Origin of the sequence: Pseudomonas gingeri, from assembly GCF_013386115.1 — a bacterium.
Lineage (GTDB): Bacteria > Pseudomonadota > Gammaproteobacteria > Pseudomonadales > Pseudomonadaceae > Aquipseudomonas > Aquipseudomonas gingeri.
The window spans coordinates 52,473-67,600 of the sequence record NZ_JACAOR010000001.1; the positions used below are offsets into that span (position 1 = coordinate 52,473).

Sequence of the window (15,128 nt, forward strand, 5' to 3'; positions counted from 1 at the left end):
TTTCCCGGCGGACGGACACAATGGGACTGGTTTGAACGATCAGGTCCACCTCATGAGAGCCCCCCATCATCTGAATGCCCTGCGCGCCTTTGAAGCCGCCGCCAGGCATCTGAGCTACGTCCGTGCCGCCGAAGAACTGAACGTGTCGCCCGCGGCTATCGGGCAGTTGGTCAGGGGACTGGAGGACACCCATGGGGTGGTGCTGTTTCATCGCTCGCGCAGCGGACCTGCGAGACTGGAACTCACCGAGGTGGCGGTATCCGCGCTGGCGGATCTGCAGGCCGGCTTCGATCTGCTGAGTTCGGCGGTAGCCCGGTTCAAGGCCGGCGAACACAGCCCCGGCATCACCGTGACCGTACCACCGGCCTTCGCGGACAAGTGGCTGCTGGCGCGGGTGGAAGGTTTCCAGACGTTGTATCCGCAGTACGAGCTGCGGCTCGATACCAACGGCAGACTGGTGGACTTCGCCACGGACCGCATGGACCTGGGCATCCGCTTCGGCGCGGGACACTGGCCGGGCCTGACAGTCACCTACCTGATGGCTGAAGAGTTCTTTCCGGTGTGCAGTCCGGCGCTGTTGAGCGGCGCGCATCCATTGGCGAGCGCCGCGGATCTTCAGCATCATCCGCTGCTGCACGACGTTTCCATGCGCGGTGTCACGGCGTTCCCCACCTGGGAAACCTGGCTGCGCCGGTCAGGCTTCGAATACGACGATGCCCGGCGCGGCTTGCAGATCAACGACTCGGCGGCGGTGATGCAGACCGCTATTTCCGGGAATGGCGTGGCGCTGGGCAGGCGCAGCCTGGTGGCGGCTGACTTGGCGGCGGGCCGCCTGGTCAGGCCGTTCGGTGATGCACTGTCGTGTGATCTGGCGTACTACATCGTGCAGCGGGAGGGGACCGAGGGTTCGCCGGCGGCCGAGGCGTTCAAGCAGTGGTTGCTGGCGCAAGTGGCGTGCGATCGATAGCGCCGGCTCACGCCGGAGCCGCCGCAGTCGGGCCGGGCCTGATCGACAGATACCTTTCGATGATCTCCAGCAACAATGGGTTGTCCACGGTCTGCAGGATGTTCACCAGGCCGCTGGTGGATGGCGCGATGGCCACATCCAGTCGCAGCGGTTGCTTGTAGCGCCAGCTCTTGCCGCGCGTGCGACCGGCACGCAACTCCACTTCCGTGTAGTACGGCGTCGAGGTGGCGACATCGGGATCGAGCAGCCAGGCGATGACCAGGGCGTCATGTATCCAGCAGCCGGTCAGGCTGCGGGTGGCGATCGAATAATCGATCCAGGGCCGGAAGGTCTCGCAGACAAAATCCGCCAGGGGCGTGTCGAGGCGTTCGATACGGTCCAGGTCGTCGTGGGTCATCAGGGTCTGCGTGGTGACATCCAGGGGCACCAGGGTGATCGGTGCGCCGCAATTCAGGACCCGCTGCGCGGCCTCGGGATCGAAGCCGAAGTTGGTGTCCTTGATGTAGTCATCCAGGGCAAACACGCCGCCCATGATCACGATTTCCCGGACCGCCGTGACCATCTGCGGATAACGTTCGACGGCCAGCGCCACGTTGGTCAGCGGCCCGATCGCCACCAGGGTGATTTCCCCGGGGTTGGCGCAGATCAGCTGGCCGATGGCGTCAGCCGCTTCCTGCTCCGGTGCGTCGAACGCGAGGGGCGGGCGTACGTCCTGCCACAGATGGGCCAACTGACGCTTGTGCACGGTATTGTCCAGTGCATCGCGCCAGGGCGCGCCGGGCTCCTGCAAGGCCTGGGTGCTGCCGCGGACCACCGGCAAGGAGCGACCGACCCTGGCCATCAGGTCCCGGGCGACGTTGTAGCCCACGGCGCTGGGCGTATTGCCCGCGACAGTGGTTACCAGTTCAAGGGAGATTTGCGGAGCGGCCAGTGCCAGCGCCAATGCCAGACCATCGTCGACATTCGCACCTGCGATCCCATTCCCCGGATCGCAATCAATGATTAAACGTTTCATTCCACCTTCTTTTTTTCAGGCTTGCGGTGTTTTCACGACATGGCATCCACAGGACTCACCAATCACCAGGCGATGGGAAAACTCTTGCAGTTTCACCTCGCCATCCCAGGCCAGCAGCATCGCAATGGCGGCCTTGGCCATTTCCCTGACGGGTTGGCAGACGGTGGTCAGTGACGGGGCGTAGAACGCCGATTCCTCGGTGCCGTTGAAGCAGACCAGCGCTACCTGCCCGGGGACTTTCAGGCCGTGCTCCGACAGGGCGCGGATGCAGCCTATGGCCTGGGCCTCGTTGGAGCAGAACAAGGCACGGGGAGGGCGACCTTCGGCCAGCATGCGCCGGGTCGCGTCATAGCCACCCTGGCGTGTGTAGCTCGCGGGGAATATCCATTCGGGACGCTCCTCGATCCCGTTCTCGGTCAATGCGTCACGCCAGCCGTTCAGACGATCCTGGGCGTTGAGCATGTCCAGCGGCCCAGCGATGATGCCGACCTCGCGGTATCCATGGCCCAGCAGGTGCGCGGTGACCTGGCGGGCCGCGGCGCGTTCGTCGACCCGCAGCATATTGACGGCGAGCCTGGGGTCGACCCGGTCGAGCATGACGAACGGCGTGCCGCTGGCCTGGATCAGGTCGATATGCGGATGACGGTCGACGCTGGTGTAGAACAGGCCATCGACGCGCTGGCTCAGCAGGCTGTTGATCAGGTTCAACTCGCGCTTGCGGCAGTCGCCCGAGTCACCCAGCAGGATGACCAGGCCGTTATCCAGGGCCTCCTGTTGCAGGGCATGGGCAAAGGAGGCGATGAAGGTATTGGAGATGTTGGGAACGACCAGTCCATAGGTCCTGGTCTTGCCGGAGGCCAGTGCCTGGGCCACACCATTGGGTCGGTAACCGGTGCTTTTGATGGCGTCCAGCACGCGCTGGCGGGTAGCCTTGGCGACCGGCCGGGGGCCGTTGTTGATCACGTAGCTGACCACCGCCACCGAGGTTCCGGCCTCGCGGGCGACATCGTCCCGGGTCACGCGGCTTGCATTCTGTTTCGTCAAGATTACCTTCCATTTCTTGTGAGCGGACAGACATCCGAAGGCTTCTGGGTAGCGGGTCTACTCGCGTAGATTCCCGCGCCGAAAAAAAACGGAAAAGGGGGCTGGGGTGGATGAAGGGAAGCGGCACTTCATGAGCAGACCATTACCGATGTATGACATAGGACATTATCACTGCTGTTTTATTTCAGTTTGATGACCCCTGGAGGGGGTTCCCTTGAGCCGCCTGCAGCCCCTTTTCCCGGCCTTGTGTCGACTGATCAGAAGAAGGTGTAGGTGTAACTGAAGATCAGCCGGGCCTGATCGACCGCGGCGACGTTCGGAATGCCGCTGCGGAAGCTGCCTTCGCGCAGCGAGGTGCCGAAACCTTTGAGGAAACCGCTCTGCACCACGTAGTCGATGCGCATGTCACGTTCCCATTCCGAGTAGCGGGAACCGTCGTTGCCACGGATGTGGTCGCCATGGAGATAGAGGGCCGATGCCGAGAGGCCGGGTACGCCAAGTGCCGCGAAGTCATAGGAGTACTGGGCAAAGTTGGTGTTTTCTCCCGCGCGGATGAAAGAGTTATCCATCACGTCGGTAATCAGATAGACACTGGCGCCGCCGTTGCCTTCGTTGTTGCCGGCACCGCCGAGCACGCTGCCCTGGTTCAGATAGACCACGCCGCCCGAGTCGGACACTTGCTGGCGCCCCAGCATGAACGCGCTGCCGCCCAGGTAGTAGGTAAAAGCGGCACTCCAGGTGCTGTTGTCGACTTTCCCGGGTTCGCTGGCATAACCGCCGTTGTTATTGAAGAGATAGCCGGTCGTGCCATTCTTGCCTTGGGAAGTACTGTTGAAGTAGCGCAGGTCGGTCTTGAATCTGGAGTTGTCACTGATTCGGGTCGTATTCAAGAGACCGAAGAAGTCCTGTTTGTAATAATCGCTCAGATCGGCGTGGTAGTACTGCAGGGTGGTATCCGGCGTCACTTTCCAGTCCGCGCCGGCATAAGTGAAATGGTTGCTGGCGCGGGTGCCGCCGGCGATCGCCAGTCCCGTGGCATTGGAGGACGCGCGTCCCGTCGAGCGACTCAGTTGCCCGGCGTTGATGGTCAGGTTGTCGATGTCTTTCGATGTCACCGTCACCCCTTCGAAGGTTTGCGGCAGCAGCCGGCCATCGTTGGCCACCAGGATCGGCAGGTTGGGCGACAGTGCGCCGCCGGCGTGGAACTCGGTCTTCGACACCCGCACCTTGGCATTGCCCGCCAGCCGGCTCCAGCTGTCGACCGGGCTGCCGTCGGAATCCACGGGGGCGAATGAGTTCTGCGTATTGGCGTTCGGGTGCTGGATACCCCCGGAGAGGTTGTAGGCCTGCATGGCCTGGACATCGAGGCCGAAGCCGACCGTTCCCTGGGTGAAACCCGAGAGATAGTCCAGTTTGAAACCCTGTGTCACTTCGTCCTGGTCGACACCCGGGGCGTTGGGATTGTCACTGCGCAGGTAGTAAGTGCGCGAGCTGACCGCGGCGGTACTGTCTTCGATAAAGCCTGCGGCCGTTGCCTGTTGGGCCAGGATGCTACTGGTTACCGCCAGTGCGAGAGTGGCTCTTTTCATTACGTTGCTCCTATGAGTTTGCCGATGGACAGGCGTGGTTTTGCCCGGCCAGTCAATAACGGCCGTGCGGGTTTGCGCCTTCTATGAGGCGTTGGAAGTTCTCGGTGATGCAGCGGGTTGTTTCAGTGCCGTGCTGTTGATGCGCAGTGTCATTGCCCGGGTTCATGCAACCGGGGCGGCGCAGTCGGATGAACGGGGGCCAACTGTTGGCCGGTCAGATGGCATCTTCCAGTGCGTTGAGATCGCGGCCCCGGGTTTCCGGTGCGACAAAGGTCGTCAGCAAGCCAATCCCCGCCATCGCGACAAAGTACGTCGCAATCGGCCACCAGTGACCGGTCCAGGACAGCAGCGCGGCGGCGATCAGTGGCGCGGTGCCGCCTGAGAGAATCGAACCCAGTTCCTTGGCCATGGCCAGCTTGGTGTAGCGGTTTCTCACGCCGAACATTTCAACCCCCCAGGCCGCCTGCACGCCGAAGATCCCCAGGGACGCCAGGCCCATGCCGAGCACGATGGTGGCGGTGACGATGGTCGGGTCGCGGGAGTCGAGCAACATGAAGGCGGGGAAGGCATAGAGCATCAGCAGCAGGCAGAACCAGCGGTAGATGATGCGTCGACCAAAGCGATCGGAAAGCCAGCCGGCCAGCGGGATGATCAGGAAACCCAGGATCGAGGCGATCAACACGGCCTGGGTCGCGACCGATTTGTTCACCGCGAGCACCTTCACCACATAGCCGACGATAAACCCCTGGGCCAGATAGGACGGGCCGTTCTCGCCGATACGCAGACCGATCATGGTGAAAAAGGAGCGGCTGCCTTTCCAGAACCCGGCAGGCTGTTCAAGGCTGGCGAGGGAGGCGATGCTGTTGTCACGCTGGGCCTGCAACTCGGCCTTCCTGAGTTCGAACACCGGCGTTTCCCGCAGATTGCGGCGGATCCACAGGGCGGCCAGGGCAATCAGCGAGCTGCACAGGAAGGGAATGCGCCATCCCCATTCCTGCAATTGCTGTTGATCCATTTGCACCACGGCCAGCCAGACCATCGAAGCCAGCAGGGTGCCGCTGTTCGAGCCGAGGGCAATCACCGACGAGACCAGGCCCCGGCGTCTGGCCGGGGCGAATTCGCCCAGCATCACCGTACCCGCAGCCAGTTCGGCCCCGGCACCAAAACCCTGGGTGAAGCGCAGCACCACCAGGCAGATGGGGGCCCAGATACCGATCGATGCATAACCGGGGATCAGGCCGATCAGGGTGGTGGAAGCGCCCATCAGCACCACGGTGGCGATCATCACCACCTTGCGCCCCTTGCGATCGCCCAGCCAGCCGAAGAACAGCGCCCCGATCGGCCGTGCGACAAAGCCCACGGACCAGGTCGCGAACGTGGAAAGCAGGGCCATGGCCGGGCTGACATTGGGGAAAAACACGTCGCCGAAGATAAGCCCGGCGGCCAGGCCATAGAGGGCGAAGTCCGCATACTCCATGGCCGTGCCCAGCCAGCAGGCGAGGGTGGCGCGATACAACTCCCGGCGTCCCTGCGGGGTCATCAAACTTTCATCCGCTGCACCACGCGCCCCGAAGGCGGTGGATCGAGCGGCACTTTCAACTGTGGACATCAAAAAACTCCTGATCTGAGGATGGCCCGCACAGGCCTGTCGAAAGGCTCTGTCCTGGTGTCGATAACCGCGCTGTTGCCGTGTTTTCACGGTTATCTACGCGCGTAGATTCCTATCCTTGAAAATCGGCCTCGGGATACACCTCGAAGGCCGATACGGGTAATCAATTGACCTGAACGCGGGGCGATCTTAGGCAGGGTTGTATTGCAGTCGAATGACAGGTTGCCCGATGGGCCGACGCGGCGCGTGCAGGGCTATCGGCGCGCCAGCGCAAATGGATTGAGCTGCTATGGTAGTCAGGGCCTGGCGTGTGCGTTGACGGCCCCTGCAAGGCGGCAGCCGATGTCCGCGCATTGTTTCTTCCCTGGGGGACCCTCGGCCGATGCAGTTATGTTTTTTCAGCGGGTTGGACCGGATCGAAATCCGCGATCGAACCGAGACGGGCACTGCTCGATCCGGGTCAAGGAATGGGGCCGACGGCGGTGACGCGCCGGCGACGAAAATAGACCTGCGCGAGACATGGCAGGTGGAAAGTTTTGTCCGGCGCTATTTCCAGGGCCCTGGCGAGATCCATCGCGTGCGCACCTTGCTCTCGGGCCAGTTGCCCGTGACCCACTTCCTGGCCGACGAAGAAGTCCTGCGGCAGCTATCGCGCAGGCTGCAGTCCGGCACCTTGTGTGCGTATCTGCTTGCCCGGCAACCGACGGCGCCGGTCCGGCAGCCGGGATCCGCCGTCGGGGCTGCCGCCAGGCCACCGGCACCGCGCCCGACAGGACCTGCCCCCGTCCCCAGGACCCAGATCGAACTGGCGACGGTGGTGCCAGTATCGCGGGAGAGTGTCGACGCCGCACAGGATGTCGAGGCGGCGATGCTGGAGGAGGCGGCCAGAAGTGCGACGCCGTTCTGTGAGGAATGCGAGCGCGCGCGGTTGCAACGCCTGGAACAGGGGCAGGGATGAACGCCGGCGAACTCGAGCAACTGACCGCACTGTTATGGCCCGATTCTCAGGAGGGCGCCGATCATCAGGTGTACTGGCTGCTCGACGGCGCGCGCGATCCGGGAATATCCAGAGCGGTGCGCTACGGCTCGCTGAGATTCTGGTGCCTGTACTCCGGGCAGTTGACTCCGCGCCTGCGGGCCGCTGCGCCTTACCTTGTGCAACTGACACGTGGGTCGCCGGCCACCCTGGAACTGCTGGAAAGGGGCTGGGGCAATGCCTGGGGAATCTTCATCGTAGCCCCGGCCTCGCTGGCGATGTCGCGGGTCCGCCTGCACTTCAAGAAGTTTCTGCGGGTACGGACGGAAGACGGCAGGCGCCTGCTGTTTCGCTTCTACGATCCGCGGGTGCTGTCGATCTTCCTGCCCACCTGTACCGACGCTGAATTCACGCAGTTCCTCGGGCCCATGACGAGCCTGTTCGTCGAATCGGAGCAGGGCACGGCCTATCGACTGTTCGACCGGGCGGATCAGATCCTGCGCATCACTTCAGGACGGTTATCCGGCCTGTAGCGGAAGGCTTGCGAACAGAAAGCAACGCCGGCCCGGTGCGATCCTTTTGCCGGATCGACGAAGGTGAAAGCACGCCTCACAAGCGATGCCTGCCTTTTCCCTCCAATCAAGCGCTTTGTCTGACAGAAAGTTCCATGTCGGAAAACTACATAATTAGGACATCACAAACCTGGGCGGTTGTGGAGACGGATGTGGCTGTGAACCTGTGGAATGATTTCGCAGGCCAGCCGAGGAAAGTTCACTTCGGCCGCTAAGCCATCAGCGTCTATCGCGCCTGATGCGATAGCGATCACAGGGAGAACAACAAATGGATTTGAGTCCTGATACCACTGGCGAAGACGTCTGCACCGTCCAACTCAAGCTCAGCACTGAGCAATCGAGGAACCGGCGCTTTGTCTATGAGCTGGCCTGTCGCATGGAGGGCTGGGCGGGTGTCGAGATACTGAGTGTCGAGCGTGGGGACTATTGCCGGGATGTCGCCGAGCCGAAGGATTGCTGAAACTGACAATGACCGGCCCGAGAGCGGGGCCGTTATCTGACACATGGAGTAGTGGAGGTTTATGTGCACGCCTTGAATCTGGCAGTCGCCTTTCAGATCATGAACAACATCAAGAACGGCCAGTTGCGCAATTGCCTGGCCATGGGCCTTGAAGAGAAAGACCTGCAGACCCTGATCGATCCCCATTGCATGGGGGCCCTGGTGAACTCGCCGGTGCCCTGGTTCAAGGTGGTGGTGAATGGTCCGGTCGTCCACCGGCTGCTGAGCCACGTCAAGGACAGCGAGGAGGAGGATCTGATCAGCCGCGCGATCACCCTGGGTGCCAGTTCTCCGATGATCCTCGAGCTTTTCGGCCTGTCGGCCAAGGAAGTCGCCATCCGCCGCACGATGTTGGGCATCCCCCATCGCAAGGGCCGCTGGCCCCAGGTCGGTGCCGAGGAGGAACTCTGCCTCTGGGAGCACTGGGTGCGCCTGACCAAGGAACAGGCGACGGACCCGGGGGACCCGCGAGCGGTGCTGCTCGTCGCCATGGGGATGACCGAATGTGAGCCGGAATTGAACCTGACCATGGTCTGGAGCCTTGTCCAGAGCTGGATCGAACAAGGGCTGGTGTGACGGCCGGTTGATGGACGCGCCCCGCGGCAAGATGGCGGCGAGGGCGCGCCTGATCAGGGGCGTGGACTGCCGTGGCCGTTGCCGTTGAGGTTTTTTTCCATCGATTCGAGGCGGTTGGTGTCCGGGTCGCCTTCGTAGATGGTGCGCGAGTTGTCCTTGCGTTCCTGATGACGGGCAATGATGGCGGCGGGGGAGTTGCTGGTGAGCGAACGCCGCAGTTCAAGCTCGGTCCGCAAGTTGGTGATTTCCTGCTGCAAGGCGTCGCGCTCGCCGTCGATGGTCTGCGTGGCGATCTCGTTGGCGGCGACATTGGGTTCCTTGTTGCCGGCCAGCAGGGCGCGTTGCAGCAGCAGGGCCTTTTCCAGCACGCTGGTGACGGCGATTTCCGAAGCCAGGCGTTGCGCCAGCAGTTCCTGATCGGGTTCGTCGCGCAAGGCAGTGATGATGCCGCGAGTGATGGGCATCGAATGGCTGCCGGCCTCGGCCAGATTCTCCAGGCTGGTCGGCTTGCTGCCGGCAATCAGCGCTTGCAGCGCCTGCAGCTTGCTCTCGTACTCTTCCTGGATCAGCGGGGTCAGGCCGACCCCGGCGGTGGCCGTGCTCGGGGTGCAGCCTTCGCAGGTCTGCTGCTGGACTTCCCCGAGAACGCGGTTGGCAAACGCCGCTGCCTCATCCGGGGACTGCCAGGTATCGCACAGCAGGCCGCTGTTGCAGGCGGCGGGCGCGATGCTCGCGGTATCCGTGGCGCTGCGGCCATTGAGCAGATTGTAGCCGGCCCGGGTCACCTCCCCGATCACCTGGATCGGTGGCTGCTGCTTGCCGCCGGCCTTGTCGCCACCCACCCAGGGAATGCCGGTGTTGCCCTTGTCTGATTCGGCCTGGGCGGTCACGGCCACGGCGTCCTGGTTCTGGACAATGGCCTCCTTGAGCGCCTGGCCTTCGGCGAGGGCGCCCCAACTGCTCTGGTTGCCGGCGACGTTGACCATGCGTTCGGCGATGGCACGGCAACTGGCCTTGGACCGGTCGAAGTCCAGCCGGGCCTGCAGGATGCCGTTGGTGAGCAGGTTGTACAGGCCCGGGTCTGCTCGCTGGATGATCAGTGCCGGCAGCGAGGCGACGGCACCGGTGGCGTTCTGGATGAGGCTGCCCATGATGCTCTGGAAACCGTCGGTGATGCCGTTGAGCTGGTTATGCAGGGTGGTGGACAGGTCCATGTTTCCGCACATGAGATTGTTGTTCCAGCCCACGCCGACGCCGATGCTTTGCATGCTGCCGGCACGTCCCATGTTCACCGCATTGCCGCCGCCGATGCGGTACAACACGTCGTCACCGATGACACTGCCGGCACCGCTGAAACCGGGCGGGGCGGCGAGGAGGGGCAGGCTGGCCAGGGCGACGATCAGGACCGGCCAGGGGCTGGGGCAAGGGCGTGGAAAAAGGGATATCCGAGTCATGGCAGTGCTCCGTGATGAAAGACAATCAGTGAGGGCCGGTGCTGCCGAGAAAGGTCTGTCCTTCTCGCTTGCAGCAGGTGTAGGGGCGCCACAGCGACCAGGCGTAGCCGCCATCGATGGCCTGGAGGTGGGGCCCCGGTTCGGGGAAGACCGAACAGGTGGTACTGGCGGTGGGCGTCAACGCCTGCCATTTGCCGGTCTGCGCATCGGACTCGCGCAGCTCCCCGGCAGGCCAGTAGCCCGGACCGGCCGGCGCCAGAAGTGGTCGATAGACATGTGCCTGTCCGGGGCGGGTCACGATGTCGCCCGCGCGCTGGGCCGTCACGGCGGAAGCCTTGTAGTCGTCGGGCTGGTGCACAAAGCCGCTGCGCGGGTAGACACTTCCCCACAGGTTCGACGCGAGCCGGCTGCCGATTTCCCGCAGTCCCGGGATCAGTGACTGCGGGAAGACGCTTTCCGGAATGCCGTGGCGCCAGCCGAGCGTGTCCAGGGTGCTGAGCAGATTGGGCACATAGGGCGTGCCGGCACCTTCGCAGGTGTAGCCCGAGCCGCTGGCAAAGGCATTGAACGCGGCGATTCCGGGATGACCGATCACGTCGACGTTCTTGAACACCGAGAGATTGTTTTCGTGCGGGGCGCCGCTGGTGCCGCTGCCGCCACCCTGTGCCCCCGGGGTGGCCGCGCTCAGGGCCCGGACTTCGACCCAGGGATTGCGTCCTGTCGAAGAGTAGCTGGAGACCACGGCATCCGGTACGTAATGGCGAACCTTCGAAGAAGTTTTGACCTCGCAGCCGAAGGTGGTGCAACGCAACCAGTAGCACACCCCCACGACCTGGTATTCCAGGCAGCTCGACGACGCGACGCTGGGAACGATGGCTGCGGTGTCCAGGGCCGGGCTCATGGCGCAATAGGACAGCGCCAGCCATGCCGGAAGCCATGACCTGGCAACCCATCGCGGTAAACGATGACTCATGGCTTGCCCCTCCGGAACCGTTCGATCTTCGCCAGTGCCCGCTCCAGATTCGGATCGCCATAGACGACATAGCGGTGATCGACGACAACGGCCGGGATCCGGGTGATCCCCAGGCTCCAGGCGTCCACGATGTCCTGGTGGGCACGACTGATGTCCGCGCTGGATTCGGCGGTCATGTTTTCCTGGAATACCGCCTGTGCCTCTTCAGGGTCGGCGGGAAGGCCCTTGGAAAGCATCACCTCCAGGTGATCGAGGCGATCGAGATGGATCAGGCGGACGTCCGCCGGTACTTCAACGGGATGGGCCGAGTCGGTGATGACCCAGGTGCTGGCGAAGCAGGCTGGAGCAAGAGCCAGCAGGGCGACGGCGCCAACCTGCGGCAGGGAAGGTGAGAGATTCATGGGCAAGATCCGAGTGGCAGAAGCCTGGATCCTCTGCAAAACGGGCCATGGTCACAGCAGGAAAACTGATTTGTGCCCGGGAGTTTCCTGCCGGCACGGGAAGACCCTCGCCCCGTTCCGCAAACGAGGCGGCTGGGGCGAAGCGGCTCAGTGCTCCTTGCTCAACGGCAGGGCTGTCTTGTAGCGCACCTGTTTCAACGACAGGCTGGAGCGGATTTTTTCGACTTCCGGCATCGGCGACAGCCGTTCGATGATGAAATGCTCCAGCGCCTGCATGTCCGCCATGACCACGCGGATCAGATAATCGGCGTCGCCCGTCATCAGGTAGCACTCCATCACTTCGTCGCATTCGCAGATCTGCCGTTCGAAATTCTGCAGCGCCTCGCGTCCCTGCTGTTTCAGGCTGATGGAGATAAACACGTTCAAACGCAGGCCCAGGTGCTCGGGCGCCAGCAGGGCCACGTATTCGCGGATGCAGCCGGAGGCCTCCAGGGCCTTGACGCGAGTCAGGCAGGGCGAGGGCGAGAGATGCACGCGCCTGGCCAATTCCACGTTGGACAGGCTGCTGTCCCTTTGCAGCTCCCGGAGGATCTTCAAGTCGATATTATCGAAGTTCATTATGCTTCCAGTTTTATTGTTGGCGGACTTTTATGCCGCAAAGCATGCGGTTTTTGCTTCATAACGGTCAAAAAAATTGCCTGGCCCGGCATAGACTAATAAGAAAAAGAGGAGGCGCCAATGAACCGTTTTGACTCTATCGATTCCATTGCACAAGCCACGGCAGACAGCGATGAACTGCAGGAGTGGCGTGACGCCTTGCAGTCGCTGTTGGCCAACAGCGGCCCGCAGAGAACCAGGCAGGTGCTCGACATGCTGGCCGAGATCGCGCGGACCCCGGCAGTCGCCTGGCAGCCGCCCTCCAACAGTCCCTACGTGAACAGCATTGCGGTCGAGCAACAACCGCGCTTTCCCGGCGACCTCGCCACCGAGGAACGCCTGGCATCGATTACCCGCTGGAATGCCCTGGCCATGGTGGTCCGCGCCAATCGCGCCTATGGCGAACTGGGCGGACATATCGCCAGTTATGCCAGTGCGGCGGACCTGTTCGAGGTCGGCTTCAACCATTTCTTCCGGGCCCGTGGCGATCGCTTCGACGGCGACCTGGTGTTCTACCAGCCGCACTCGGCACCGGGCATCTATGCCCGCGCCTTTCTCGAAGGGCGCCTGGGCGAGCGCGAACTGGAGCACTATCGCCAGGAGATCAGCGCGCGCAAGGCCGGTGTCCAGGGCTTGTCCAGTTACCCGCATCCCTGGCTGATGCCGGACTTCTGGCAGTTCCCCACCGGCTCGATGGGCATCGGTCCCATCAGCTCGATTTTCCAGGCGCGGTTCATGCGCTACCTGCACCATCGCGGCCTGCAGGACACCACCGACCGCCATGTGTGGGGCGTCTTCGGCGATGGCGAGATGGATGAGCCGGAAAGCATGTCGGCCCTGACCCTGGCGGCCCGGGAAGGGCTGGACAACCTGACTTGGGTGGTCAACTGCAACCTGCAGCGCCTGGACGGTCCGGTGCGCGGCAACGGGCGGATCATCGATGAACTGGAAGCGTTGTTCCAGGGAGCTGGCTGGAACGTGATCAAGCTGGTCTGGGGCTCGGACTGGGACGCGCTGCTGGCGCGGGACGATGACGGCCTGCTGGTGCGTACGCTGTCGCAAACCGTCGATGGCCAGTTCCAGACCTTTGCCGCCAAGGACGGCGCCTATAACCGCGAACACTTCTTTGGACAGGACGAAGCCCTGGCCCGGCTGGTTCGAGGCATGAGCGATGAACAGATCGACCGTCTCAAGCGCGGCGGCCATGACATGCTCAAGATCCATGCCGCCTACCGGGCGGCGAGCCTGCACGAAGGCCGGCCGACGGTGATCCTGGCCCAGACCAAGAAAGGCTTCGGCATGGGGGAGGCCGGGCAGGGCAAGATGACCACGCACCAGCAGAAGAAACTCGATCGGGAAGCGCTGCTGGCCTTTCGCGACCGTTTCCGCCTGCCGCTGTCGGATGAACAAGTGGAAACCCTGAGCTTCTATAAACCGGCTGAAGACAGTGCGGAAATGCGTTATCTGCGCCATCGCCGCGAACTGCTCGGCGGCAGCGTACCGTCGCGCAACCGCGAAGCCGCGCCGGTGACTGTCCCGGCCATCGACGGGTATGCGGGGTTCTCCACCCGGGCCGAGGGCAAGGAGATGTCCACCACGATGGCCTTTGTGCGGATGCTCGGCAACCTGCTCAAGGACAGGCAACTGGGACCGAGGATCGTTCCCATCGTCGCCGACGAGGCCCGTACCTTCGGCATGGCCAACCTGTTCCGACAGATCGGCATCTACTCCAGCGTCGGGCAGCGCTACGAGCCGGAGGACATCGGTTCGATTCTCAGCTATCGCGAAGCTACCGACGGCCAGATACTCGAAGAAGGGATCAGCGAGGCCAGCGCCATCAGCTCCTGGGTGGCGGCGGCCACCAGCTATTCGGTCCACGGCTTGCGCATGCTGCCGTTCTACATCTACTACTCGATGTTCGGTTTCCAGCGTGTCGGTGACCTGATCTGGGCCGCTGCCGACCAGCGGGCGCGAGGTTTCCTGCTGGGCGCGACCGCGGGGCGTACCACCCTGGGTGGCGAGGGGCTGCAGCACCAGGACGGCTCCAGCCACCTGATCGCCTCCACCATCCCGAACTGTCGCGCCTACGATCCGGCCTTTGCCAGCGAGTTCGCGGTCATCCTCGATCACGGTATGCGCCAGATGATGGAACATGAGGTCGACGAGTTCTACTACGTCACCCTGATGAATGAAAACTACGCGCAACCCTCGCTGCCTGAGGGGGTAGAGTCATCCATCATTCGTGGCATGTACCGTTTGAGCGAGCCGGGGGAACCGACGCCGAAAGGCCAGGTGCGGCTGCTGGGCTCGGGCACGATCCTGCGCGAAGCCCAGGCGGCCGCCGAACTGTTGGCCAGCGACTGGCAGATCGACAGTGAAGTCTGGAGCGTCACCAGTTTCAGCGAACTGGCCCGGGAGGCCCGTGAGGTCGAACGCTGGAACCGTTTGCACCCGCTGGAACACGCCAGGCAAAGCCATCTGGCCGACTGCCTGCCCAAGGGCGCGCCGGTGATTGCGGTGTCGGACTATGTCCGCGCCTTGCCGCAGCTGATCGGCTCATACATCGAGTCGCGCTACTGCGTGCTGGGGACAGACGGCTTCGGGCGCAGCGATACCCGGGCGGCGTTGCGCGACTTTTTCGAGGTGGACCGTCATCACATCGTCCTGGCCGCCTTGTCGGCACTGGCCGACGAAGGGCATCTCGATCGCAGCCTGTGTGCCCAGGCTATCGAGCGCTACGCCCTGGCGGTCGACAGCGACAGTGCCTGGACCTGCTGAGCGCCCGGACGGCATGTC

Annotated in this window: 14 protein-coding genes; 6 read left to right on the forward strand and 8 right to left on the reverse strand. The window is 63.2% G+C overall.

Features of this window, described 5'->3' with window-relative positions; translation table 11 throughout:
* Positions 1-52: 52 nt before the first annotated feature.
* The gene (locus HX881_RS00240) at positions 53-967 is read left to right on the forward strand and encodes a LysR substrate-binding domain-containing protein (RefSeq protein WP_017127549.1); all 915 of its coding nucleotides are present in this window, start codon (positions 53-55) and stop codon (positions 965-967) included.
* Between the two features lie 7 nt (positions 968-974).
* Here the strand turns inward: HX881_RS00240 and HX881_RS00245 are convergent, their stop codons facing one another.
* From HX881_RS00245 to HX881_RS00260, 4 genes are all read right to left on the reverse strand, one after another.
* On the reverse strand, positions 975-1,982 hold the full coding sequence (locus tag HX881_RS00245; RefSeq protein ID WP_177082115.1) for a nucleoside hydrolase: 1,008 nt from the start codon (positions 1,980-1,982) through the stop codon (positions 975-977).
* Positions 1,983-1,997: 15 nt separating this feature from the next.
* Positions 1,998-3,026, reverse strand: coding sequence for a LacI family DNA-binding transcriptional regulator (locus HX881_RS00250; protein WP_177082116.1), 1,029 nt, complete (start codon positions 3,024-3,026; stop codon positions 1,998-2,000).
* A 257-nt stretch (positions 3,027-3,283) separates the two neighbouring features.
* Complete coding sequence (locus HX881_RS00255; RefSeq protein WP_017127546.1) at positions 3,284-4,615, reverse strand: OprD family outer membrane porin; 1,332 nt, start codon at positions 4,613-4,615, stop codon at positions 3,284-3,286.
* A gap of 214 nt (positions 4,616-4,829) precedes the next feature.
* The gene (locus tag HX881_RS00260; protein WP_177082117.1) at positions 4,830-6,224 is read right to left on the reverse strand and encodes an MFS transporter; all 1,395 of its coding nucleotides are present in this window, start codon (positions 6,222-6,224) and stop codon (positions 4,830-4,832) included.
* Positions 6,225-6,750: 526 nt separating this feature from the next.
* Between HX881_RS00260 and HX881_RS00265 the strand changes: the two genes are divergently transcribed.
* From HX881_RS00265 to HX881_RS00280, 4 genes are all read left to right on the forward strand, one after another.
* On the forward strand, positions 6,751-7,182 hold the full coding sequence (locus HX881_RS00265) for a hypothetical protein (protein WP_177082118.1): 432 nt from the start codon (positions 6,751-6,753) through the stop codon (positions 7,180-7,182).
* Complete coding sequence (locus HX881_RS00270) at positions 7,179-7,733, forward strand: DUF4123 domain-containing protein (protein ID WP_177082119.1); 555 nt, start codon at positions 7,179-7,181, stop codon at positions 7,731-7,733. The genes HX881_RS00265 and HX881_RS00270 overlap by 4 nt, the downstream gene beginning before the upstream one ends.
* Positions 7,734-8,040: 307 nt before the next feature.
* A complete protein-coding gene (locus HX881_RS00275; RefSeq protein WP_017127542.1) occupies positions 8,041-8,232 on the forward strand; it encodes a hypothetical protein in 192 nt (63 codons plus the stop codon).
* A 63-nt stretch (positions 8,233-8,295) separates the two neighbouring features.
* A complete protein-coding gene (locus tag HX881_RS00280; RefSeq protein ID WP_052328584.1) occupies positions 8,296-8,847 on the forward strand; it encodes an STY4526/YPO1902 family pathogenicity island replication protein in 552 nt (183 codons plus the stop codon).
* Positions 8,848-8,900: 53 nt separating this feature from the next.
* Here the strand turns inward: HX881_RS00280 and HX881_RS00285 are convergent, their stop codons facing one another.
* The 4 genes from HX881_RS00285 to HX881_RS00300 all read right to left on the reverse strand — a co-directional run bounded on the left by HX881_RS00285 (position 8,901) and on the right by HX881_RS00300 (position 12,296).
* Positions 8,901-10,301 carry an integrating conjugative element protein gene (locus HX881_RS00285; RefSeq protein WP_017127540.1) on the reverse strand — a complete coding sequence of 467 codons (1,401 nt, stop codon included), beginning with the start codon at positions 10,299-10,301 and terminating at the stop codon, positions 8,901-8,903.
* Between the two features lie 25 nt (positions 10,302-10,326).
* Positions 10,327-11,274 carry a TIGR03756 family integrating conjugative element protein gene (locus HX881_RS00290; RefSeq protein WP_042935956.1) on the reverse strand — a complete coding sequence of 316 codons (948 nt, stop codon included), beginning with the start codon at positions 11,272-11,274 and terminating at the stop codon, positions 10,327-10,329.
* A complete protein-coding gene (locus HX881_RS00295) occupies positions 11,271-11,675 on the reverse strand; it encodes a TIGR03757 family integrating conjugative element protein (RefSeq protein ID WP_103033049.1) in 405 nt (134 codons plus the stop codon). Before HX881_RS00295 ends, HX881_RS00290 begins: the two co-directional genes overlap by 4 nt.
* Positions 11,676-11,822: 147 nt before the next feature.
* Complete coding sequence (locus HX881_RS00300; protein WP_370591011.1) at positions 11,823-12,296, reverse strand: Lrp/AsnC family transcriptional regulator; 474 nt, start codon at positions 12,294-12,296, stop codon at positions 11,823-11,825.
* A gap of 117 nt (positions 12,297-12,413) precedes the next feature.
* On the opposite strand from HX881_RS00300, the gene mdeB reads away from it, so the two are divergent.
* A complete protein-coding gene (mdeB, locus tag HX881_RS00305) occupies positions 12,414-15,110 on the forward strand; it encodes an alpha-ketoglutarate dehydrogenase (protein WP_177082120.1) in 2,697 nt (898 codons plus the stop codon).
* Positions 15,111-15,128 lie beyond the last annotated feature (18 nt).

What these genes read in the sequence shown, in the direction of transcription:
- HX881_RS00255 (WP_017127546.1), bottom strand. Translation starts at nt 4,615, where the DNA reads ATGAAAAGAGCCACTCTCGCACTGGCGGTAACCAGTAGCATCCTGGCC.
- HX881_RS00240 (WP_017127549.1), top strand. Translation starts at nt 53, where the DNA reads ATGAGAGCCCCCCATCATCTGAATGCCCTGCGCGCCTTTGAAGCCGCC.
- HX881_RS00270 (WP_177082119.1), top strand. Translation starts at nt 7,179, where the DNA reads ATGAACGCCGGCGAACTCGAGCAACTGACCGCACTGTTATGGCCCGAT.
- mdeB (WP_177082120.1), top strand. Translation starts at nt 12,414, where the DNA reads ATGAACCGTTTTGACTCTATCGATTCCATTGCACAAGCCACGGCAGAC.
- HX881_RS00290 (WP_042935956.1), bottom strand. Translation starts at nt 11,274, where the DNA reads ATGAGTCATCGTTTACCGCGATGGGTTGCCAGGTCATGGCTTCCGGCA.
- HX881_RS00295 (WP_103033049.1), bottom strand. Translation starts at nt 11,675, where the DNA reads ATGAATCTCTCACCTTCCCTGCCGCAGGTTGGCGCCGTCGCCCTGCTG.
- HX881_RS00275 (WP_017127542.1), top strand. Translation starts at nt 8,041, where the DNA reads ATGGATTTGAGTCCTGATACCACTGGCGAAGACGTCTGCACCGTCCAA.
- HX881_RS00245 (WP_177082115.1), bottom strand. Translation starts at nt 1,982, where the DNA reads ATGAAACGTTTAATCATTGATTGCGATCCGGGGAATGGGATCGCAGGT.
- HX881_RS00260 (WP_177082117.1), bottom strand. Translation starts at nt 6,224, where the DNA reads ATGTCCACAGTTGAAAGTGCCGCTCGATCCACCGCCTTCGGGGCGCGT.
- HX881_RS00285 (WP_017127540.1), bottom strand. Translation starts at nt 10,301, where the DNA reads ATGACTCGGATATCCCTTTTTCCACGCCCTTGCCCCAGCCCCTGGCCG.